The 22360-nt window shown below is 48.9% G+C and carries 27 protein-coding genes and 1 pseudogene; 13 read left to right on the top strand and 15 right to left on the bottom strand.

What is annotated here, in order from left to right; translation table 11 throughout:
- The first annotated feature begins 2 nt into the window (after positions 1-2).
- Together IPL71_RS00795 and IPL71_RS00800 are read left to right on the top strand one after the other, a co-directional pair.
- Positions 3-392 (top strand): MGMT family protein, encoded by a 390-nt coding sequence (locus IPL71_RS00795; protein WP_345318072.1) that lies wholly within the window; start codon positions 3-5, stop codon positions 390-392.
- A 149-nt stretch (positions 393-541) separates the two neighbouring features.
- The gene (locus IPL71_RS00800) at positions 542-1351 is read left to right on the top strand and encodes a hypothetical protein (protein ID WP_345318073.1); all 810 of its coding nucleotides are present in this window, start codon (positions 542-544) and stop codon (positions 1349-1351) included.
- Here IPL71_RS00800 and holA read toward each other — a convergent pair whose 3' ends face one another.
- The 3 genes from holA to IPL71_RS00815 form a co-directional block, all read right to left on the bottom strand.
- On the bottom strand, positions 1352-2320 hold the full coding sequence (gene holA / locus IPL71_RS00805) for a DNA polymerase III subunit delta (RefSeq protein ID WP_345318074.1): 969 nt from the start codon (positions 2318-2320) through the stop codon (positions 1352-1354).
- Positions 2321-2421: 101 nt separating this feature from the next.
- Entirely contained in the window at positions 2422-2907 is a 486-nt protein-coding gene (locus tag IPL71_RS00810) for a DUF6391 domain-containing protein (RefSeq protein WP_345318075.1), read from the bottom strand.
- Positions 2908-2914: 7 nt separating this feature from the next.
- Positions 2915-3883 (bottom strand): tRNA dihydrouridine synthase, encoded by a 969-nt coding sequence (locus tag IPL71_RS00815; RefSeq protein WP_345318076.1) that lies wholly within the window; start codon positions 3881-3883, stop codon positions 2915-2917.
- A gap of 76 nt (positions 3884-3959) precedes the next feature.
- On the opposite strand from IPL71_RS00815, the gene IPL71_RS00820 reads away from it, so the two are divergent.
- Both IPL71_RS00820 and IPL71_RS00825 read left to right on the top strand, forming a co-directional pair.
- Positions 3960-4157, top strand: a complete 198-nt coding sequence (locus IPL71_RS00820; RefSeq protein ID WP_345318077.1) for a hypothetical protein — start codon at positions 3960-3962, stop codon at positions 4155-4157.
- 138 nt (positions 4158-4295) lie between these two features.
- Entirely contained in the window at positions 4296-4685 is a 390-nt protein-coding gene (locus IPL71_RS00825) for an alpha/beta hydrolase (protein ID WP_345318078.1), read from the top strand.
- A gap of 48 nt (positions 4686-4733) precedes the next feature.
- Here IPL71_RS00825 and msrA read toward each other — a convergent pair whose 3' ends face one another.
- Complete coding sequence (gene msrA, locus IPL71_RS00830) at positions 4734-5276, bottom strand: peptide-methionine (S)-S-oxide reductase MsrA (RefSeq protein WP_345318079.1); 543 nt, start codon at positions 5274-5276, stop codon at positions 4734-4736.
- Positions 5277-5406: 130 nt separating this feature from the next.
- A complete protein-coding gene (locus tag IPL71_RS00835) occupies positions 5407-5610 on the bottom strand; it encodes a hypothetical protein (RefSeq protein ID WP_345318080.1) in 204 nt (67 codons plus the stop codon).
- A gap of 55 nt (positions 5611-5665) precedes the next feature.
- Between IPL71_RS00835 and IPL71_RS00840 the strand changes: the two genes are divergently transcribed.
- Positions 5666-7681: a hypothetical protein gene (locus tag IPL71_RS00840; RefSeq protein ID WP_345318081.1), complete on the top strand. Its 2016-nt coding sequence runs from the start codon at positions 5666-5668 to the stop codon at positions 7679-7681.
- Positions 7682-7907: 226 nt separating this feature from the next.
- On the opposite strand, the gene IPL71_RS00845 is transcribed toward IPL71_RS00840, so the two are convergent.
- The 10 genes and pseudogenes from IPL71_RS00845 to IPL71_RS00895 form a co-directional block, all read right to left on the bottom strand.
- A complete protein-coding gene (locus tag IPL71_RS00845) occupies positions 7908-8960 on the bottom strand; it encodes a tetratricopeptide repeat protein (protein WP_345318082.1) in 1053 nt (350 codons plus the stop codon).
- A 47-nt stretch (positions 8961-9007) separates the two neighbouring features.
- Complete coding sequence (locus IPL71_RS00850) at positions 9008-11485, bottom strand: ATP-dependent Clp protease ATP-binding subunit (protein ID WP_345318083.1); 2478 nt, start codon at positions 11483-11485, stop codon at positions 9008-9010.
- A 161-nt stretch (positions 11486-11646) separates the two neighbouring features.
- Entirely contained in the window at positions 11647-11976 is a 330-nt protein-coding gene (locus IPL71_RS00855) for a nucleoside triphosphate pyrophosphohydrolase family protein (RefSeq protein ID WP_345318084.1), read from the bottom strand.
- Between the two features lie 221 nt (positions 11977-12197).
- Positions 12198-13046 (bottom strand): GNAT family N-acetyltransferase, encoded by an 849-nt coding sequence (locus tag IPL71_RS00860; RefSeq protein WP_345318085.1) that lies wholly within the window; start codon positions 13044-13046, stop codon positions 12198-12200.
- Positions 13047-13159: 113 nt separating this feature from the next.
- Positions 13160-14157, bottom strand: a pseudogene (locus tag IPL71_RS00870) (TIGR03617 family F420-dependent LLM class oxidoreductase).
- Positions 14158-14332: 175 nt separating this feature from the next.
- A complete protein-coding gene (locus tag IPL71_RS00875) occupies positions 14333-14803 on the bottom strand; it encodes a peroxiredoxin family protein (RefSeq protein ID WP_345318088.1) in 471 nt (156 codons plus the stop codon).
- 61 nt (positions 14804-14864) lie between these two features.
- Positions 14865-15914, bottom strand: coding sequence for a M42 family metallopeptidase (locus tag IPL71_RS00880; protein ID WP_345318089.1), 1050 nt, complete (start codon positions 15912-15914; stop codon positions 14865-14867).
- A gap of 13 nt (positions 15915-15927) precedes the next feature.
- The gene (locus IPL71_RS00885; protein ID WP_345318090.1) at positions 15928-16347 is read right to left on the bottom strand and encodes an acyl-CoA thioesterase; all 420 of its coding nucleotides are present in this window, start codon (positions 16345-16347) and stop codon (positions 15928-15930) included.
- Positions 16348-16502: 155 nt separating this feature from the next.
- Complete coding sequence (locus IPL71_RS00890; RefSeq protein ID WP_345318091.1) at positions 16503-17210, bottom strand: Crp/Fnr family transcriptional regulator; 708 nt, start codon at positions 17208-17210, stop codon at positions 16503-16505.
- Positions 17211-17249: 39 nt separating this feature from the next.
- Positions 17250-17921 (bottom strand): MBL fold metallo-hydrolase, encoded by a 672-nt coding sequence (locus IPL71_RS00895; protein WP_345318092.1) that lies wholly within the window; start codon positions 17919-17921, stop codon positions 17250-17252.
- Between the two features lie 563 nt (positions 17922-18484).
- Between IPL71_RS00895 and IPL71_RS00900 the strand changes: the two genes are divergently transcribed.
- From IPL71_RS00900 to IPL71_RS25710, 8 genes are all read left to right on the top strand, one after another.
- On the top strand, positions 18485-18712 hold the full coding sequence (locus IPL71_RS00900; RefSeq protein ID WP_345318093.1) for a DUF951 domain-containing protein: 228 nt from the start codon (positions 18485-18487) through the stop codon (positions 18710-18712).
- Positions 18713-18773: 61 nt separating this feature from the next.
- Positions 18774-19598, top strand: a complete 825-nt coding sequence (locus IPL71_RS00905) for a glycosyltransferase (RefSeq protein ID WP_345318094.1) — start codon at positions 18774-18776, stop codon at positions 19596-19598.
- Complete coding sequence (locus IPL71_RS00910) at positions 19595-20026, top strand: glycosyltransferase (RefSeq protein WP_345318095.1); 432 nt, start codon at positions 19595-19597, stop codon at positions 20024-20026. The genes IPL71_RS00905 and IPL71_RS00910 overlap by 4 nt, the downstream gene beginning before the upstream one ends.
- Before the next feature lie 77 nt (positions 20027-20103).
- A complete protein-coding gene (gene tsaE / locus IPL71_RS00915; RefSeq protein WP_345318096.1) occupies positions 20104-20601 on the top strand; it encodes a tRNA (adenosine(37)-N6)-threonylcarbamoyltransferase complex ATPase subunit type 1 TsaE in 498 nt (165 codons plus the stop codon).
- Positions 20601-21227: a tRNA (adenosine(37)-N6)-threonylcarbamoyltransferase complex dimerization subunit type 1 TsaB gene (tsaB, locus tag IPL71_RS00920; protein WP_345318097.1), complete on the top strand. Its 627-nt coding sequence runs from the start codon at positions 20601-20603 to the stop codon at positions 21225-21227. The genes tsaE and tsaB overlap by 1 nt, the downstream gene beginning before the upstream one ends.
- Positions 21224-21679 carry a ribosomal protein S18-alanine N-acetyltransferase gene (rimI, locus tag IPL71_RS00925; protein ID WP_345318098.1) on the top strand — a complete coding sequence of 152 codons (456 nt, stop codon included), beginning with the start codon at positions 21224-21226 and terminating at the stop codon, positions 21677-21679. Before tsaB ends, rimI begins: the two co-directional genes overlap by 4 nt.
- Entirely contained in the window at positions 21680-22024 is a 345-nt protein-coding gene (locus IPL71_RS25705; protein WP_514130725.1) for a uracil-DNA glycosylase, read from the top strand.
- Positions 22025-22059: 35 nt separating this feature from the next.
- Positions 22060-22326 (top strand): hypothetical protein, encoded by a 267-nt coding sequence (locus IPL71_RS25710; protein ID WP_514130726.1) that lies wholly within the window; start codon positions 22060-22062, stop codon positions 22324-22326.
- Positions 22327-22360: the final 34 nt, after the last annotated feature.

Below are 22360 nucleotides of genomic sequence, written 5' to 3' on the forward strand. Positions count from 1 at the left end.
CAATGCCGTCTTTCGCATCTCCCCCCAATCCGCAAGCCTATAACGAACAGGTCTGGAATCTTGTGCGTCAGATTCCTGCCGGCAAAGTTGCCACGTATGGACAGATCGCCAAATTGCTTCCGCCGCCCAATGGCGTGGAGATTGAAACCTACGCCGCGTTTGCTCCGCGCTGGGTGGGCGGTGCGATGGCAGCCTGCCCCGACGATGTTCCCTGGCAGCGTGTCATCAACTCGCAGGGCAAGATCAGCGAGCGCGCTGGAGCGGAACGCCAACGTCCTTTACTCGAAGCCGAAGGAGTTATCTTCGACGCCAAAGACCGCGTGGACTTAAAAAAATATGGCTGGAGTGGAAACAATGAAGAAAACATTCTACAGCAGCCATCGCTTTTTTGATTACATATCGAATTATCCCCCCGCAAATTCAACGATCAACGTATCAAGAGTCAGGTCTAAAGTGATCTGGCTCTTTTTGACATCCTCTTAACTGGAAGACAGCTTTTCTTTACGTCGATTATTTTCGGTCAGGCTTTATAATGAGATTTATGGATAATCAAAATCTTCTCAAAAGGAACAATGACCCGGAGAAACAGCGCCGCATCTTTTTCGCTGCATTAAGCGGGTTTGTCGCCGGAACAATTGCTGCGCTGCTATCGGGGTTTATCAACACATTACTGTTTCCAGATCTGCCGCTTTATTTAAATGGATCAGCTGTTTTTATTGCGTGGGTTTTATGGGCTGTACTGGGCGGCATCTTTGCCGGCGTGGCGGCTTATTCCTTTGACGATATGAAAAGTATTTTGCTTTCAGCCTTGAGCATGGCGGTTACGATCCTGATCCTAAATTTTATGCAGGGTGCAGAAAGTGCCCTGCTGAATGTGATCGTTCTGGTTGGGTTGTCTTTTCCTTTTACCGCCATGATGACCCCGCTTGCCTGGCTTTTTTTCTGGCTTGCGCATCACTTTGTACAAGCCTTGTCTCTTAATGGATGGGCGCGCTCGAAGATTGTCCTTATAAATATAATGATCATCCTTGCTCTTGGAACGGCGCCCGGTATATATTCAAAGATGAATTCAAGAGCCGAAAGAGCAGTTCGTGTTATTCATGAATTATTACAGGAAGCCGCACATGCTTCTGCTCCTGAGACAATTCACAAAGCACTTTTGATGACCGAAGGGTTTACAGATCATACAGATCAACCCTATACCTTAAGTCAGGTTCCTTCCGAGAATTCCACTGAAGGTGTGGATGTGACTGCGCACTATGAAGACGGCTATACTATTTTATGTACGGTTGTTTTATACCCCGGAAGTGCCCCCTCCATTTTTGATTGTTACGCTGGTTGGGCGCCTTAGTTATTTCCCCGCAAGTTCAACGATCAACGTGTCGAGAGCCAGGTCTAATGTGATCTGGCTCGTTTTGACTCTTTCGTCAATGCTCAGTAAATGATGATAAATACTTTCGAGTGCTTCCATTGAAAAGCGGCTGGCCTGTCCGGTAGTTTTTTCAGCAACGAATGGATGCACACCCAGCGCGCGCGCCACATCATCCTTGTTGCCGCGGCCATCCAAAATTTCACGCGCCTGCACCAGCAAACGGAATTGACGCACGACCATGCCCCATAAAGCAAATGAATCTTCGTTCTCAAGCAGTCGGTGCAAAAGTTTTTGCGCAGTTTTGCCATTGCCCTGTGACAAGGCGTCGACGAAGTCAAACACGCTTTGCTGGGATGTGACGATACAAACCGCTTCCACATCGGACCCTTGAACTGGTCTGGCCCAATTGACATATGCCAGCAATTTTGCAAGTTCCATCCCCGCCTGACGGGTATCCACACCGACCATTTCGGCCAGTTTGGCGGCGGCGGCGGGATCGATCTTCCCGTTTTGATTCTTGGCTTCGTTGATGATCCAGCCTGGCATGTCTCTTTGTTTGGGCAGCATGAAGGCCTGTGATTTGACAGCAGGCTTGTTCTTTTCAGCCCATTTCATCAGCCAGTGTTTTTCAACTTCCTTGGGCTCCATGGTTTCACAAAGCACGATCTTTGCGGTATCGGGTGCGTTGTTGAGAAACTCGCCGAATTTTTTTCGCGTGGCCGGATTGTTAAACTTCCCCGATGGATTTGAAATAATTACCAATCGTTTCGGCGCCAGAAACGGCATGGCGTTGACCGCGTTGTTAAGATCATTCTCGGTCATGGTGCGCGCTTCGAGGTGTGCGGTATTCATCCCGGCGGTGGTCGGGTCGCTGAAATCAGACTCAAAGTCTTTGAGTTTGCGCGTAATGGCGAATTCGTCGTTGCCGTAGAGGATGAAGATGCTCATAAGGATGAAGGATGAAAGATGAAGGATGAAAGGAAAAGAAGAAAGAGGAAAGATGGAGGTCGAGTGCCCGCATGTTTTTCGCGGGCGTATCGAGACCAGATTTATTTCGTAATGACCCGATGCACACCCTTGCGGACGGGGATGATATCTATGATCTGCAGGCTGCCCATATTGGCTTCGGTGGTGATGCGTTGCTGAAGGACAGGTCCCAGCGGACGGGCGATCAAAACGCCAATGACTCCGAATACCACTGCGAGCGGCAGGAGCAGAATTTTCATCAGGGTGGATTTTGCTAATCGAAGCACCGACCAGGCTAACGTTCCAGAGAGAAGCGCTGTGGTTGCCATGTTGGTGCCGCAGCCGGCATGGATAGCTAATCCGCTTTCGCCGCCGCGCAATCTTTCGAGCGCTTCCGTGGCCGCCACCCAAACTTCGGGCGTGGAAAAATCACCGAGCAGGAAAAATCCGGTCGGGTTGGAATGTCCGGCCATGCTGCCTGTGTGCGTGCGCGCCAGCATGTGAAGCGTGGCGTGTTCGAGCGCGTGGTTGCGCCGTGTTTCGAGAATGAAGGGAAGGTCAAGGATCATGATTTGATTATACTGCGGTGACTGTGTAAACCTGATTGAGCATTTCAAGAAATTCGGCGGAGGGCATGGGCTTGAGGATTTGTTTACGGGCTTCGCGGGTGAGGGTTTGCATCAGCAAATATTGCACGGCGTACTTGCGGAATAGTCGCGAGCCGTCTTCGTCGCCGTAGAATTGCACACTGCGTGCCAGATGCGTGCGGACAGTTTTCTGCACCTGCTCGGCTGTGACTTCTTCGCGGTTGAGGCGTGAGAAGATCCACGGATTGGCGAGTGTGGCGCGCCCGATCATGACCGCGTCACACTTGGTATAGTTTTTTATTTTCTGAATATCTTCGACACGTTTTACATCACCATTCCCGATGACGGGAATCTTCACCATGGATTTTACTTCGGCGATGGCGTCCCAATTTGCGTTGCCGCTGTAACTTTGTTCCTTGGTGCGCCCGTGGACAGCAATCAGTGCGCCGCCGCATTCTTCAACGATGCGCGCGATGAGTTTGTAGTTTTTGTTGCGTTCCCAGCCGAGGCGGATTTTGCCGGTCAGCGGAACTGTAAGTTTTTTGCTGAGTTTGGTGAACAGACGCGCGATCTTAATTGGGGTCTTCATCATGCCTACGCCTGCGCCGCGATCTGAAACACTTTTGGCAGGACAGCCCATGTTGATGTCGATGATGGTCGGTCCCCAATCCTGCACACGCAGCGCGGCTTCGACGATCTTGTCCACGTTGTCGCCGTAGAGTTGAAAGGTGACCGGGCGCTCTGCTTCTTCAAAGTGCAGTTTTTTGGCGGGCTGTTTTGAGCGGCTGAGAATTTTTTCCACTTGCACGAATTCGGTATAGCTCATCGCGGAACCGAGTTCACGGCAGATCGAGCGAAACGGCCAGTCGGAATAACCGTCCATGGGCGCGAGGACGGCGTCACCATAAATAGGAACATCACGGATATAAAAGTTGGGGGAAATGGTTTGGTCTATCATAATAATAAGGTGCTATTAGTATAACAAAGATTTATTTGCTGATTAAAGTATAATTATTTTATATCAGGAGGAACTTATGGCAGATAATCGCCTGGAAATTGCAAAGAACTTGTTGAAAAGAGGAAAGGTTAAGGAGGCGCGCCAGATCCTGGAAGGCTTTCTGAAGGAGAATCGGGCTCATACATATGGCTGGCGGTTATATGCAGAAACATGGTCGTCTGTTGAAGATAAAAGGAAGGTATGGGGATATCGTGCCAACAAATTATTCAAGTGACCGTGAATGGCCTTTGTTTGTAGGGATTCATGGCTCGGGCGCCTCGGGGTTAGACTGTTGGAATTTGTGGCAAACATATGCTGAAAAAGAGGGCTATATTCTTTTGCCCCTCATCCGGGCGATGTCCGAGGATTCAGAGTGGATATAGGCGAGAACACCGTGTGGAAGGCTGTCGGTGAAGTTCAAAAAAAATATCGTGTGAGTCAGCGCATGTTCTTTGCCGGAGTCTCGGGAGGCGCATATTTCATCCAATTCTTTGCCGCTCATTATCCCAATCATGTCAGCGGGCTCGCGATCCTTTCCACGGGATATGTCGGGCCGCAAATACAGTCCCGGGTTCCTGTGCTGATTGCGATCGGCGGCGCTGATAATCCCACTTCCATTCAGGCAAATGAAGAACTGGTTTCCTACTTAACCCGAAATGGATTTGATGTGCAATATAAGGTCTTCCCTCTGGTTGGCCATAGAGTTTCAAATGATGGGCGAAAGCTAACCATTGAGTTGTTTAGAAAAACAATAGGTAAATAAATAAAAAGAGAGCAGATTGCGTCTGCTCTCTCTTTATTTTCACGCAGTCTATTTCTTTAGTAGATCTAAAAAGTGTTTGCGGAATTTTGCCACTTTGGGCGCGGCCACTGCCTGACAATATGGATTATTTTGATTGCGCGCAAAGTATTCTTGATGATAATCTTCAGCGACGTAATAATCTTTGATCGGTTCAACCTCCGTAACGATCGGGCTGTTCCAGATTTTTTGGGCATTCAACTCGCTGATAAGATTCTCTGCGATCTCCTTTTGCTCAGGGGTGTGATAGAAGATGGCCGAACGGTATTGTGTGCCAACATCCGCACCCTGACGGTTAAGGGTGGTGGGATCATGAACGGCGAAGAAAACATTCAACAGGTCACGGAATGAAATAATGGACGGGTCAAATTTGATCTGGATCACTTCGGCGTAGCCGGTATCTCCGTTGCAGACTGCGCGATAGGTTGGGTTGGGAACATGTCCGTTTGAGTAACCGGATTCAACAGATGCGATGCCTTTGGCTTCGTCAAATACGGCTTCGACGCACCAGAAACATCCGCCGGCCAGGGTTGTGGTTTCGTATGGGGTACTCATGCTAAAGTCTCCTTTGATAAATCATATAGTCTTTTGTGATTGTAGGACGTGATGTGAAGAAAAAATCTTATTAAGAGAAGATTACAGTTTTTATGAATTGGGAAGCTTCAAAACCTTTACTTAACAGTTTTCAGATGACCTCCAGTTGTTGATTTGCTGCAAGCTTTGCATATTTGCCAGATTTTCCTTGCAAAATTGAAGGTTTTAAATGTGCCATAATTGCAGTTTCATTGTAAAATTCCCCATTATTAATAGTACTTAAGATGGATATGCGTTTGTGATATTTTTTTAATACTCTCAACAAGGAGGTATGGCCTAAATTTATATCTTTCACGTTTCTTCCTATTTTCAATATCAAGCCAGGTCAGAAATTATAAGGAGTAATTTAAATGAAAAAACTTAGTAACGCAGTAATTATTGCAGTCATTGCCGCCTTGATTCTTGCCACAGCTGTATTAGCGCTTGTGGGGAATGGTGGTTTTGAAACAGGCGATTTTACCAGTTGGGCGAAAAGCGCCTTCATTAACAATGGTTTCAATGCTTCACAGGGCTCGGGAGGAAGTGATTTGAGTGTTGTGGTTGGCCCTGCAGCGGCTTTGAGTCTCTCTGATGCCAATACGGGTGGTGTCCTCAAATACCCAGCCTATGGGAGTTACTCCGCTCGTATTAATAGCGCGCTCTCTTATGACGGTGGTGGATTTGGAAAAAATGCAAATACCATCACTCAGAATATAACAGCAGTTCTAAACCCCGGGGATAATAAAGCTCATGTACGTTTTACTTATTCTGCGGCAATGGTTAACCCTGTTGATAACCCGCATACGGCTGAAGAAAAACCTTACTTTCGGGTGCGCGCCATTAATACAACTAACGCCAATGATGTTTTATATGATTTCTCTTCCTATGTAGGAGAACCGGGGAAGAACTGGCAAACGGGGGTGTCTTTTGGGTCTGGCGGCGATTTTTGGCAATATCTTGATTGGACGTATGTTGATCTTGCCTCCAGTGACGCTCATCCCGTGGCTGCCGGAGATAACATTAGATTGGAGATCACAGCCGCAGGTTGTTCTTTAGGCGGACATCCCGGCTATGTATATGTGGACGAAGTTACTGATGGCGATATTGCTGGCCCGAGTATCAATGCCACTGGTCCGGCAACAGGTGATGCCGGGTCAACCATTACATATACATACACATATAAGAATGGCTCTGCATCTGCGGCCACTTTGAATATTTCCATTACTCCGCCAACGAATGTTACTTTTACAAGTGATAGCGATGTTAATTGCAGTGGAACAGCCCCGGTAGCATGTACCTTTAATAATGTAGCTGGGGGAGGAACGGGCAGTTTCACGGTTACGGGCAATATCTCAGGTGCAGCAGCAGGGACCACGCTTGCGCATGGAGATTATAGTATTGGAGCAACAGGCTTTCCAACAGTAGGTGGTCAGACTGTGCTTACGAATATACCTGCAGCAACTCTTACTTTGACGGCTTCCGGTCCGGCTACGGTTTTACCTGGCGGCCAATATACCTATACTTTTAATTACACTACCACTGCGGTAGCTAATAATGCCCAGATCGCTTTCACTCTTCCGGGGCATACAATGTATGTCTCCAATACTGGTGGTTATACCTGCACTCCATCCAGCGGTGTTGTAACCTGTGGCCTTGGCACGATTTCAGCCAATGGATCATTCAACGTCACTGTTGCAGTGGATAAGTTAAAGAAGGTAAGCACACCACTTACACTTACAAGTACAGCTTATTCAATCAGCGCGACAAGTGTATCAGCGGTAAATGGTCTTGCGACAGTAACAGCGAATACCCTCACTCCGTTTACAGATGTCCCTGCCGGGCATTGGGCGTTGGATTATGTTCAATCCATTTGGGCTTATGGTGTAACTTATGGTTGCGCAACAGCATCTCCATTGACAGTCTACTGTCCCGAGCAACCGATTACTCGCGGCGAAATGTCCATTTTTATTGAACGCTCCATTCATGGCGGTTCTTTCAATCCGGGTACGCCAGCAATTACCTTTACTGATACTACCAGTCATTTTGCCAGATATTGGATTGAGGCCTTGAAGAGTGATGGTGTTACCAGCGGTTGCGGTGCCGGAACCACCTTCTGCCCTGATGCAGGTATCACTCGTGTAGAAATGTCAGTCTTTCTACTTCGTGGCCAATCCTGGCCTGCTTCACATACACCGCCTGCATCCACAGGAAAATGGCCCGATGTGCCGGCTACTCACTGGGGCGTAAAGTGGGCAGATGAATTAGGGACAAGCGGAATTTCAAGCGGCTGTGGCGGCGGAAATTTTTGCCCCAATAATGCAGTGCTTCGCTCTGAGATGGCAGTGCTAATTCAGAAAACATTCCACATGCCCTTGCCGACCCCATAAATAATATTGATTTCATAAAAAGAAGCGCACTCGAAAGGGTGCGCTTCTTTTTATGATTTCTCCGCTGTACAAAAATCTTTTAGGCGCAAAAAACCTGGTTTTGCTCACATAAAGAAAAAACTGCGTTTTCTGCACGAAAGTGATCAGCTTTCGATTCTTAAGTAGAGAATTTACTATAATGAATTCAACACCATATAAGGATAAACGGCAAGACTTCGTGAAATATTTATCGCATTCCAGAAATTGTAATCAAGCCGTTTGTGATATTGATATTCATGATCTCCAGCCCTGGCGTCTGGCTGTTTATTTTCTCGATCAGGAGTTGATTGAGCCAGGATTCCATTTGCGAAACCAATAAGGCGGGGATTGTTTGTGTGCCGATCTGTATTGACTCGATCTTAATGCCTGGATTCTTGTTTGAATCTATGACAAGATTGCCCACAATGAGCGCTGAGGTGGAATTGGTACTGCCTGCCACCATGCCCCAAATTTGTATTTTGTCATCCCGTAAATAAACTTGCACATCGCTTAATGGAAGATCAGGACTGTTCTTCATTTCCATGGCGAGCCATGAGGTGAGTTGTCTTTCGGTGAGTGTGGCAGATGAGAGCGAGCCAGGTTGTGGAAGCGCATTTTCGAGCGTTGTTTTGGCTTCAGTGCCTGCCGCATCAGATGGGATGATTTGCGCACCAGGGCGTTCCGGGGCACCTTCCAGTCCGCTTTCAGCGCTGTTTACTGCAAGGCCGATCAACGCATCTACAAGCGGAACATATTGCGGATATTCAGCGCTGATCTCTGCGCGGGTTTGCGCGGCAATATTGCTGGTAATGGGGATTTGGGCAGAGAGTGTTGGAGTGGAAAGAATCATTAATTTTGCGACTGTTGATTCCGGGTTGTTGCGTGCCACGACAAATGATGTGGTCCCCAATAGAATTGCCAGAACGATAAAGATGCCTGCTCCACGAAGGAGGTTTTTATATGGGCTGGAATTCTGAAATGGATTTTCAGTGATGAGATTGTGTTTGGGTTGAGTTTTGCCAGGGAATTTAATACGGGCAAGGCCGATCTTTGCTTCAACGTTATTGGGGTTGAGTTTGAGGGCGCATTCATAACATTCAACTTTGCGCCCGGGTTCTTCCATGATACGCGCCATCAGCATCCACGCAGATTCTTCGTTGGGGTATTTCACGAGAAAATCCGTCAGATATTTTTTGGCAAGTTCGCGATTGCCGCGTTGGAAGGTGTAATCGGCTTGTTTGAGGAGTTCTTGTTTATTCATAGTGTAAAAACCCTAAAGGTTTTAGAAACCTTTAGGGTTTATTTGTTTTATAAACTCGGCTCGGGGAGTTTTTCCTCGAATTTATTGAGGACTAGCTCGCCGTCATCATTGACATCCACTTTGATCGCGTCGCCGTTTACGAATTCACCGGCGAGTACCCGATCTGATAGCGGGTCTTCCACTTTTTGCTGAATGACACGGCGTAACGGACGCGCCCCAAACTCTGCATCGTAACCTTGCGCAGCAAGTAGGGAAAGCGCTTCTTCAGAGGCTGTGAGTACGAATTCATGATCCTTCAAGCGTTCAGAGACCTTGTCGAGTTCCAGCGAAACGATCTGCTGAATATCTTCCTTGTTGAGCGAGCGGAAGATGACAACTGAATCCATGCGGTTGATGAATTCAGGGCGGAAGGCGCGCTTGAGCGATTCGTTCAATTTCTTGCGCATGTCGTCGTAGGAAAGTTTTTCTTCAGTGGCTTCATCGCGTTTCATGGCAAAGCCGAGCGAAGTTTGATTCTTGATCATGTCTGCGCCAATGTTGGAGGTCATGACGATGATCGCATTGCGGAAATCCACTTTGCGGCCTTTCGCATCGCTGAGGTGACCTTCTTCCATGATCTGGAGCAGCATATTGTGTACTTCAGGATGTGCCTTTTCGATCTCATCGAAAACGATGATGGAGTACGGGCGGCGGCGCAGGGCTTCGGTCAGTTGACCGGCATCTTCATACCCGACATATCCGGGAGGCGCTCCCACCAAACGGGCGGCGGTGTGACGTTCCATGAACTCTGACATGTCGAGTTGAATGGCGGCATCTTCACTGCCAAACATAAACTTGGCGAGGGTCTTTGTCAATTGGGTCTTGCCGACACCTGTTGGGCCAAGGAACATAAATGAACCAATCGGGCGCTTCGGGTCTTTCAAACCGGCTCGCGCACGGCGGACTGCACGTGAGATGGCAACGATGGCATCTTCCTGGCCAATGATATCTTTGCGTAGTTCATCTTCCATTTTGAGCAGGCGTTGTGATTCGGCCTCTGCAAGCTGCATGAGCGGGACACCGGTCCACATGGAGACGACTTCGGCAATGTCTTCGGCAGTGACTACGGGACTATTTGCGCGGTCCCAGCCGGTGCGCAGACGTTCGATCTGCTGGCCGAGATCAGACTCGCGCTCTTCCCATTCCTTGATGTCTTCCGAGTTGCCCTCTTCTTGGGCGAGGGAACGGTTCTGACGTGCCTGCCTCAATTGACCAAAAAGATCCTTGGCGTGTTTCGCAGCCGGACTCTTGTACATGCGCACACGTGAGGATGATTCGTCGATCAGGTCAATGGCTTTGTCTGGTAGGAATCTTTCGGTGACATATCGTGATGACAAATGTGTGGCGGCTTCGAGCGCTTCATCGGAAATCACCAAATGATGATGTTCTTCGTATGCGCCGCGAATGCCCTTGAGGATTTGAATGGTCTCTTCTTCAGAGGGTTCGTCCACCTGCACGGGTTGGAAGCGGCGTTCGAGCGCGGCATCTGATTCGATGTGCTTGCGATATTCATCAAGCGTAGTCGCACCGATGACTTGTAACTCGCCGCGCGATAAAGCGGGCTTGAGGATATTTGCTGCGTCGACGGAGGAACCGGCGGCTCCTGCTCCAACGAGCATGTGGACCTCGTCAATGAAGAGGATCGCGCCTGAGGTTTTTAACTCATCAATAATGCGCTTGAGTCTTTCTTCAAATTGACCGCGATACATGGTGCCGGCGACGAGTGAGCCCACATCAAGTTGAAGCACGCGCTTGTTCATCAATGGCGCGGGGACGTCACCGTCTATGATGCGTTGAGCAAGGCCTTCGACGATGGCAGTTTTGCCGACACCTGGTTCGCCGATGAGCGCGGGGTTGTTCTTGGTGCGGCGCGCCAGAATCTGAATGACGCGTTCAATTTCTTTTTGACGGCCAATGACGGGGTCAAGTTTTTTCTCTTCGGCCTTCGAGGTTAAGTCGGTGGCGAGTTGATCGATGAGCGGGGTCTTTGGGTTGTTGGATGCCGAAGCGCCACCTTTGCCCGGTTGCGGGCCGGCAGGCGTCGGGGAGGAGGATGCGGATTCATTTAAGACGCGGCGAGTCTGTCTGCGAATTTGATCCGCTGTGACTCCGAGTCTGCGCAGCACTTCCATCCCGGTGGATTCAACACGGATCAGACCGAGCAAAATATGTTCGGTGCCGATGTAGTGATGGCCGAGGCGGCTGGCTTCTTCAATTGCAAATTCAAGGACTTGTTGAGTTTCCGCAGCGAGTTCGATGCGGGTGGAGTCAAATTCAGGGGATGCGCTGGAGACGCGTTGAACGACTTCACGCACACGTTCGGGGGTCATGCCGAGGTCGCGTAAGACGCGGCCTGCGACACCGCCTTCTTCATCCATTAATCCAAGGATGAGATGTTCGGTTCCAATGTTGTTTTGGCGGGCGCGTTCTGCCTCTTGATGTGCAAGGCTGAGGACGCGTCTTGCTCGTTGGGTAAATCTTTCCATACCGGCCATAATAATCTCCTATATCTCTAGGCATTGTACCAAAAAGGCGGGTGACTCCGTGTTGGAAAAAGGTTAGAGTTTTCACGGGTAGTAAACAAGTACAAGAGTACACAAGTGCGTATTTTTTTACGTGTGTATCTGTTTATATCCCTTGTTTACATCTATCGGTTGTCTCCATCCCCTTGAATCTTACCGCGTGCCTGCCTATCCATTAGTTTAGTAATGTTATATTCGGCGATCTCATCCAGTGACAGGTTGAGTTCTGTGGCGACCTGCGCAAGATACCAGAGCACATCACCTAATTCGGCTTTGAGAGCTTCGCGGGTTTCGGCGCTGATCTGTCCATCTTTGTCGCGGAAAACCTTTTTGATCTTGCCTGCCACTTCGCCCGCTTCGTTGACGAGACCCAGTGTCGGGTAAATAACAGCGTGTCCGATGGCGGGATATTTTGCGGTGCCGCGTGATTTGGTTTGATAATCGTTGAAGTCCATGAGTGTTTCCTTTGTGTGCGAATGTGGGCGTTAAATTTTCTATTTCGATTTTACATTACTTTAAGGAAAGTCTTTCAGGTGGGCTAGGGAAAAAATCACCATGATAAACAGAGATACCCATACGGGCACAATGTGAACGGAGATTTAAAAAAGAGATGGTATATCTTTGTTTATCGCTGTTTATCTCTGGTAAAAAAGTTTACGCCGCATGGCGCGGCACCTCAGTTTCTCACTTCTTTTTCAAACCAAAATGTTCTGTGCTCCAAAACAAATCCTGCAGACTCGGCAGCCTTTTGCATGGCGATGTTTTGTCCGCTGGTGCCGAGGTGCGCGGATTTCATTCCGCGTTCTTTGAGCATTTGCAATCCTTTGCATAACACTGCTTTTGCCAATCCCATACCTTGAAAGCGCGGATGTGTCGCCACGGGGTCGGTGCTGCCTTCCCTGTTTTGTTCATCGACCGAACATGTGCAATATGCGGCGATGCTTCCATCAGGTGCGATGACCATCAAGTCCAACTCTGGATCGTATTCACTGGTGCTCATAATGGCGAGACGATTCTCCGTGGACATGTACTCCGTCCCAAACGCGGATCGGTGCGTGCTGGCAACTGCCTCTGCTTCCTCTGTGCCTTTTATTGCGCGGACGAAGAATCCCTCCGGCAAAACAGAATCAGCTATCGGCGTAGAGAGATCGCGTTTCATGCTAACGGTGATAACCTCTGTTTGGTGAAATCCGTGCTGACGGAGAAAGTCCATCCTTTGTTTGTCATCCTCGCGGCAGCTTGCATCCAGCGTGGACGATTCCTCCGCCGCCAAATTCTTGCGGATGCAATCCACGCCCCATGAGACGATTTCCGCGCCGAGCGATTCTGTGTATTGAGTTTGAAATTCCCAAAGCAAATTATGCGAGTCATCCACATACGCCCAGCCGATGGGTTGACCTGCATAGAACCATAATCTCATATTTGCGCGGACTTCTGCGTTAGCTAGGCCTTCTTCAATATTAACTTTTGCGGGGTAATCGTTGATCCGCTCAGCCGGGCGGACTTGATTCAACAAGTCCACCATGATCTGAAAATCTTTTTCACCCTCATATACTTTGCTTGGAGATTGTCATGATGCTCTCCTTTATAAAAACTGGGAATGCAGACTTAAGTCCGCATTCCAGTTTTGATTATGAATTATTCAAACGCCTTTGCCAATGCTCGCCACCAATCATCTTTTTCCTTCGGGATAAAAGGTGTGTACAGTGTCAGCCGGTCTGCGATGCCGGCGTAGCGTTTCTTTAAGTCGGCGGCCAGATTTTCCTGAGTAGTGACCAGACAAAACTCGTTCAACATTTCGTCGGTGATCAACATCGGCATTTCAGCCCACTCGCCTTTGGCGGCAAAACCTGATAATTGCTGCGCGGTTTCGGTCCAGCCGTGCAAGTCCATTACTGCTTGATAGGACGGTGTGCTGGCATAAATGCGATCTGCATCCGCGCAAAGGATTCTTCCTCGGGTGATGTGGCGATAAAGGGAGTCATTGAAATCGTAATATCCTTACGGGTTCTTCCGCTCTTTTGCAGTCCATCTTCGATGGCAGGCAGGATCACTTCATTCATATAACGCGGACTATTAAACGGGTGCGCGTGGAATCCCTCGCACAATTCACCCGCCAGTTTCGCGAGGCCGGTATTGACGCCCGCAATATAGATCGGAATATTCGGATTCTCAATTGCGCCGGGATTAAAAAAAGGCGACATCAACGTGGCCTTGTAATACTCGCCGCGGAAATTTAACTTCGTGCCGTTCTGCCAGCAATCCCAAAACGCGCGGATGACTTGAATCTGTTCGCGCAATTTCCCGGTCACAGAGTCAGGCCAGGTCATGCCGAATCTGCGTTCAATATGCGCCTTGACCTGTGTGCCCAATCCCAAAATGAATCGTCCGCCAGATTGCGCGGATAAATCCCATGCGGTGTAGGCGATGTTCGCAGGCGAGCGCGCAAACGAGACCGCAATGGCAGTCCCAAATTGCATGTCAGCCGAATGCTCCGCGATCAATGTGCAGGGCAGGAAGGGATCGTGCTGGGTCTCTTGAGTCCACAGCGCGGCGAAGCCCATCTCTTGTGCGGCTTTCGCAATGGCAGGAACATCTTTCAATGCAACGAGGGGAAGAGCGGCATCCAGTTTCATGAGGCAAGTATACAATCAAGGGGTAATTAGGTGAATAGGGAATAGTGAAAGTAAAAAGTGAGAAGTGAGAAGTAAGAAAGTGAAACGGAAAACAAAAAGCCCCGCGCAAGCGAGACCTTTATAAACCTTATAAACCTCAGAAACCTCAGAAACTTTAGTTCCTTAGACCTTTCCCCTAATTCAAACTATCCACAAAGCCAAACAACTCACGCGTCTCCTGTAACCAGACATTTGGCACGGTGGTGCGTTTGAGATAGCGGACGAGACCATCTTTGTCAACGACCAACGAGGCAGTACGTTGAAAAAGCAGGAAATATTTTTCAAGTTCATAGAGATTGTATATGTTGCGCCCGGGATCGGCAAGAATTGGAAATGGCAAATTTATCCCTTCTGCATATTCACGCGCTTTTTCCACGTCCTCACCTAAAATAACAATGATCTCTGCGCCTGTCTCGCGGAACTGTTCATACATACGTCCCAATTGCGCCACATGCGTGCGGCATTGCGGGCAGGTAGTCTCGCGGATAAAGAACATAATCACGTTTGATTTTCCGCGAAAATCTGAAAGCGAAACCTTCTGCCCATTAGTGGCAAGCAGGTGAAAGTTAGGGGCGAGCGATCCGATCTTTGCTTCGATTGATTCCATCGTTGATAAATCCTCATTAAGCAGATAACGTCTGCCTGAAAATCATTACGTTAGAGGATTCTTATTTTTCAAGCAAATACGCCATGATCCAATTCGTGGTGGCGTTCAATCCATCCATGTGGGCGCGCTCGTAATTGTGCGAAGCATCAATCCCGGGGCCGATCAGCGAGAGCTGCACATCGCCGCCCGCGCGCCAAAAGGCTTCGCCATCTGAACCATAAAATGGATACACATCTGTTTTATATGGAATACCGTGCTTCTCAGCGATGGCGCGCATTTTTTTGTTCAAGCCTTCAGAGTATGGCCCGCTGCTGTCTTTGATGCACAACGTCGCGTGAAATTCATCTGACTCCTGACCGTTGCCGACCACTGCCATATCCACTGTGACCAACTCCGCCACATCCGCCGGGATACCCGCCGCCGCGCCGTGACCGACCTCTTCATAATTGGAAATATGGAAGTACACGCTTCGCACCGGACTTTGGCCTGATTCTGCCATCGACTTGATCGCTGCTACGAGATTTGCCACGCAAGCCTTGTCATCGAGAAAACGCGAGCGGATGAATCCATTGGTCACTTCCACCCGTGGATCGAACGCCACGCAATCACCGACGTTGATTCCAAGTCCGCGGGTTTCTTTTTCAGAAGTGGTGCGCGCATCAATGCGGACTTCCATGTGCGCATCGTTGCGCGGAGTTTCACTTCCCGCCGCGCCATAAATATGACCGGACGCCGCATCAATCAACACCGAGCCGCGAATCTTTTCGCCTTTGGAAGTGATGATCCACACGCCTTCGGTTTCCACACTCGGCCATTGGATGCCGCCAATGCGGCTTAACTTTAATCGTCCATTGGATTTGATTTCTTTCACAACCGCGCCAAGCGTATCCGCATGAGCAGTTAATGCAACGGGAGGCAAGTCGCTTTTCACTTCCCATTTTGCAACCAGTGCGCCTTTGCGTGTTCTTGATAATTTCAATTGCTTATATTTGGATAATTCTTTTTCCACAAAATCAATTGCAGGTTCTGCAAAGCCGGTGGGCGAGGTGACGTTGAGCAGGTCAACCAGGAAATCGGTGAAATATTTTTCGTCAATTTTAGGGAGAGGCATGATTTATCCTTTTCTATAAACCTTCAAACGCTTTGATCTTCTCGCGCCAATCGTGCGGAATGTTGACCGTCTTTTCTTCTTTGTAATCATAAGTCACCATCACAACTTCCCCCTTGGCTAACTCTTTGCCTGTTTTCGCATCGACAATATTCTGCATCCACGTCATGGATTTGTTTCCCAATTTCAAAGCATGGACTCCAACCTTAATATGCTCACCAAAATAAACCGGCGCAAGATATACGATGTGGACGTCCGCCAGAATTACGCCGATCTCCATAAAGGATTGATCCTTCGTGAATAAACCGAGTTCGATCATATAGGCAATACGTGCCTGCTCAAAATAAGTCAGATGTTTGGAGTTGTTGACATGTCCCTGCGGATCCAGATCACCGTAGCGGACTTCGACCGGGTGAAAGAATTTATATGTAGTCATAATGCGATTATACAATCTTTACGCATCCTGAGGGCCGATTCGAATTCGGTGAGCGGAGCCGAAGGATAACTGGATGGCTCTATAACAAAAAAAGCCGTCAGTTGAAAAAATCAACCAGCGGCTACTAATCCCTAATTACCTGATCACCTAGCTGTTTAATCACAAAATCTTGCCAACCCAACCTTATCGTGAATCACAAATCGCCCATCGGCATCTGTGCTGAGTAGTCCCTGCTCTTTGAAAAACACCATCGCCTGATTGACTCGCTTGCGCGAAGCGCCAACCAGATCGGCCAGATCGCTCTGCGTCAATACAATGCGGACCTGCACTCCATCTGCCATTTCACGGCCATAGCGTTCAGCGAATGCAAGTATCTGACGCGCCACCCGTCCATTTACATCCAATGTTGCCAGAGATTGAATCACCTGATCGGAAAGCCGCACGCGTGCGGATAATATCTTCACCAAATTCCGCGCCACTGGAGGAAAGTTATCCATCAAGTAGTTGAATGTGGTTTTGTCCATCCACAATAGAAGCGAGTTCTCCAGCGTGATGGCACTTGCAGACCGCCCCACGCTATCGATCAAACTCATTTCACCGAGCAGATCACCGCTGCCAAGTACAGAGAGGATCACATCACGCCCACCCTGTTCAATGTGAATTTTTACTGTGCCATGCAAAATGATATATACAGCCTCGCCCGGTTGTTCGATGGTCATCACATTCATCCCCGCAGTAAAGATACGGCGATGCGCGTGCTTTGCCACCCAGTCTAGCTGAGTCCGTGTTAATCCTTCAAACAATTTAATGTCCGAAAGTATGTTGCGGGTATCATCTATCTTGAGTTCGGTCATTCTTAACATATTGTACATCCATTCGTCAGAGGCTTCCGAAGTCTCTCTTTAATTCTTTCCGGCGGAGAGTCTTAAAAGACCTGGAAGCCTGTATGCATTAACTTCAAGTCCTTCATAGGCGGCGCGTGAATCAGGGAATAACTTTTGCGCTGTAGATTCTTGCGCCGCTACCAAATCGTCAGTGTAGGAAGGGTCGTGGTGAAACAGAACCAGTTCACCCGTCTCGGCTGATGCGGCAACTTCTGAAGCCATCACAGCGGTCGAGTGTCCATAGCCCTGCGTGGATGGGAATCCGGCGAGCTGTCCGCGATAGTGTTCTTCGCTGTATTGCGCATCGTGGATCAGCACATCCGCATCGCGCGCAAAGGCCACCAGCCTGCGATCCATGCCCACGTAGCCTTCGGTATCTGTCGCATACACGACCGACTTTCCGCGCCATGTGATGCGATAAATATAGACTCCGCCCGGGTGCGCGTGCGAACTATAAATGCGGATGACGACCGCGTCGGGGCTTAATCTGGTATTTGATTCAGTTACCCGAATATTTTCTTCATCCCAAACGATCAACTGTGACTCGCGAACTGACTCGATCTCTTTCGAGGAAGCCATCTCACGCAAGCTGATGGGAAAAGTCTCTGCCGATTGATTGTGTTCGAGCACGCGCCGTATCGTTTCAGGCGTGCCACCCGGCCCAAAAATATGCAGGCGTGTGTTCGGCATATAAGCAGGGACGAAAAACGGAAAGCCCTGAGTGTGGTCGTGATGCAGTGACTGAAGAGCAGCAGCAATTCCAGCGGACGTTTTTCCGCAGGGTGGGCAGCGCGTTTTGCCAGCTCACGCCCCAGCGGAATAATGCCCGTGCCGGCATCGAGAATGATCGTGCGCCCGCCGGCGCGAATTTCCACGCAGGAAGTGTTGCCGCCGAAACGGACTGTGTCTGCGCCGGGTGTGGGATAACTTCCGCGCACACCCCAGAATTTGATTCTCAGTTCTTTATTCATCTCATGCCTCCATTTCAGATTACTCTCTTATTATCTTCGTTACAGAGTTTTCCTCAAGGAAAGTTTTCGCACCGATGCTGGGAAATATTTCTCAGTACTGGTGCAAACTTCCGAAGTCTTTTAAGAGTCGTCCAAGCGAAGATGCATCAAAAAAGACTTCGGAAGTCTGGGGGGTCGGCTGCTGCGATGGAACTGCTCTTCTCGTCCGCGTCCTTTCGGGAGCATGTAAATTGTCTGCGCTCAGGATGTAGTTCTTAAAGTCATGGCGGTATAATCCTGAGCATGCTTCCTGACTTGCAGTTGAAAGATCATTTGCGTTTACGGAAACCACATCCATGCGGATCGTATGAGTGGACAGTGGTGCGCCTTGGCGCGGATATTGGTTTGGAATGCATGGGCTGTCAGCATCGCGTGATGCTCACACGCCGTGAACTGGTAAAACGTTTGAAGGCAAATTTGACAATTCATGAAGAGAATAAAAAGGAACAGCATCCCGCAGATTTAGGTTGATCAACTTTGTTGGTCAGATAGATGTGTGGGATGTTTTACAAAATTTCAGGAGAAATCGAACATGGCAGAAAATGTAACAGAAGTTGGAAAGAAACTTCATATGGGTTCGCTTCGCATCGGGTTGTTCACAGATACGTATGCGCCTCAGGTCAACGGCGTTTCCATTTCTTTGCAATTGGTGTCGGAGGGGTTACAAGGCAGAGGACACCAGGTTACGATCTTCGCACCAAAAATTCCCGGCTATAAAGACGATCAACCCGGCGTGGTGCGGCTTCCATCTTTGAAATATTTGAATGACCCGCCGATTTATGTGGCTGTGCTTGGAACTCCGCGCAGCACATGGTCGTTGACCAGAAAACATTTTGACGTGCTGCACGCCCACAGTCCGCTGACAGTGGGACTGCTGGCTTATTTCACAGCTTCCACCAAAAACCTGCCTCTTATTTACACATATCACACATCCATTACAGATTACACTCATTATCTTAAGATCATTGGCGGCACGGGTGTCATCCGCCATGCGGCACGCTGGTTTAGCACCACGTCTACCAATCTTGGCGATCAAATTGTGGTGCCTTCGCCCAAGTTCCACCGTTTGCTGTTGGAACAGAAAGTAACCAAGCCGATCATTACCATTCCCAACGGAATTGATTTGAGCAATTTCAAGGCGGTGAAAAATCCTGGAAGCTTTAGAAACAGGCTCGGGTTAAGTGCTGATGCGCCGATCTTGTTATCCGTCGGCAGAGTAGATCCGGAGAAGCGTCTCGATTTTCTGATCGATGCATTTGTACGTATGTCAGAGCGGGTTCCTGATGCGCATCTTGTTTTGCTGGTGATGGTGGCGCACGCAAAAAACTTGAAGAACATGCAGCCGCAACGAATGTGAGCGACCGCATTCATTTTCTTAGCATGGTTAATCGCGCTGAGTTACCTGATCTTTTACATGACGCGACCATCTTTTTATCTGCATCCACAACCGAAGTGCATCCCATTTCTGTGATCGAGGCGATTGCTTCCGGTCTGCCTTTGGTGGCCGTGCAGGATGAAGCCTTCGAAGGCATGATCGTGGAAAACGAGAACGGACATTTAACTCCGCTGGATGTGGGTGTGTTTAGCGATACATTGGTGAAGCTGTTATCTGACCCTGAAAAACTTGCGCGTTATGGCAAACGTTCCACTGAATTGAGTGAGAAATTTTCCATCGAGGGGCAGGTCAGCGCATTGGAGAATCTCTACTTTGAGGCCATCCTGCAAAACTGGCGCGGAAGTTTCGTCTCGCGTATTTCTGCCAGATTGAAGTTTAAGAACCTTTAAACACAAGGACAGTCACGTCCTGTGCCGTCCTTTGTGTTTCTTCGCATTGATTTATCAGGGGGTATAATTCTTTCGCGATGCCCATCCTTGATTCTCACACCATTGAATTTTTCAGCCGCAGCCCTGAGCAGACGCGTCGTATTGGAATGCGTCTTGGCGCTGAAATCAAAGCAGGCGACGTGATCTGTTTGCAGGGCGATCTCGGCGCAGGGAAAACAACTTTTGTGCAGGGTCTCGCGCAAGGCTGGGGGTCTCAAGATTCTGTTTCAAGCCCCACTTTTGTTATTGTCAATTTATATCGCCGCGCGAATGGCGCTCAACTCTTTCATCTTGATACGTATCGTCTCGAATCTTTGCCTGAGGCAGAGGAACTTGATCTTGAGTCCATGCTTACCGAAGGCGCGCTTGTGATCGAATGGCCTGAGCGCCTCGGTAATTTAATTCCCAAAGAACGATTGTGGATCAACCTTGAGCACATTCAGGAGGAACACCGTCAGATGCGTTTCAACGCGAACGGCAAACGTTACGATGAATTGCTGGAAGGCATTCGTCAATCCATGTTTGGAGGGGCTTAATGTTACTTGCAATTGATACATCCACTGCACAAGTGGGATTGGCTTTATATGATGGGACTCAGATCCTGAGCGAGATGACCTGGACAACACGTCAGCATCACACGACTGAATTGGCCCCGGCTCTTACCGGACTTTTGAATCGGTGCGGCGTTTCTATGGACATGGTCAGCGCTTTGGGTGTGGCTGTTGGCCCGGGTTCTTTTACAAGTTTGCGTGTTGGTTTATCTTTGGTAAAAGGAATCGCGCTTGCGCGTCATGTTCCTGTGATCGGAATATCCACTTTGGATATTATCGCGGCAGCGCAGCCTGTGGGAATCGCTGTCGGTTGGTATAAATGCCTGAAGAACGAGTGGCAGGTTCAAGGTCCGGTAAGAAGCGGGACGGTTGATGAGCTGGCAGATGAAATTAATAGTCCCACATACGTGGCCGGCGAGTTAACGTCTGATGACCGCACTCGCATGGCGCGGAAACGAGTCAATATTCTGCTGGCTTCGCCCGTGTATTGCATCCGCCGTCCGTCCATTCTGGCAGAGTTGGCGTGGGCGCGCTGGCAAAATAATGATGTGGACGATGCCGCGTCGCTCACGCCTGTATATCTACATGTTGAGGGCACGCCAATTTTATGACTGTCGTCTACCGCAGAATGACATTGGATGATCTGGAGCAGGTGGTCGCGATTGACCAGATCTCTTTTAGTTTGCCGTGGCCTGCGCGTTCATTCCGCTTTGAGTTGACAGATAATCCGGCTTCGCGCTGTTGGGTGGCCGATCTGGATGGACGCATCGTGGCGATGCTGGTGGCATGGTTCATTGTGGATGAAATTCACATTGCGACGATTGCCACGCATCCTGATTTTCGCAAGCAGGGCATTGGCGAAAAAATATTGTCGCTGACTTTGCAATCTGCAAAAGAAGAAGGCGCGATCACTTCGTTTTTGGAAGTCCGCGAAGGAAATCTGGCCGCGCTGAATATGTATCGCAAATTTGGTTTTGAAGTGGATGGCCGCCGCACTGGTTATTACAAAGATAATGGTGAAGATGCGATCTTAATGTCACTTAAGGATTTGAGTGGAGGATGAATGACCTCTGAAGAAACTTTAGCCAAAATTGCCGGGGAAGTTTCTGTATGCACGAAATGTGTGCTGCATGAATCACGCAAAAAATCCGTGCCCGGCGACGGCCCTGCGAATGCAGAGATCATGTTCATTGGGGAAGGCCCCGGCTTTCATGAGAACGAGCAGGGACATCCCTTTGTGGGTGCTTCAGGTAAATTTTTGGATCAACTGCTGGCCCAGGCAGATGTGACACGCGAAGAAGTGTTCATTGCGAATGTGGTGAAGTGCCGTCCGCCGGAAACCGCGACCCGTTACCCGATGGAATTAGCTACCTGTGATATGTATCTTGAAGCGCAAATCAAGCAATAAATCCTAGTATTATTGTGACGCTGGGACGCATATCCATGAGTAAGTTCTTCTCAGGAGTTAAGATCAGCGCTGTGCATGGGCAAATGCAAAAGGTGGGTGAAAGGTATGTCATCCCAATGTTTCATCCTGCGGCGGCCTTGCATCAATCTGCGCTTAAACCTACTATTCTGGCTGATTTTGCAAAACTACCGGATCAATTGAAGGAGGCGCGTGCCGCATTAGGGAAACCGGTTGTAGAAAAAGTAAAAAAGAAGGTGGAAGAAATTCCAGACGATGCACCAAAGCAATTAAATTTATTTTAGCTGAAACATGGAAACATCTGATGAAAGGAGAAAA

Origin of the sequence: Candidatus Villigracilis proximus (assembly GCF_016717045.1) — a bacterium.
In the GTDB taxonomy this organism is placed as follows: Bacteria; Chloroflexota; Anaerolineae; order Anaerolineales; family Villigracilaceae; genus Villigracilis; species Villigracilis proximus.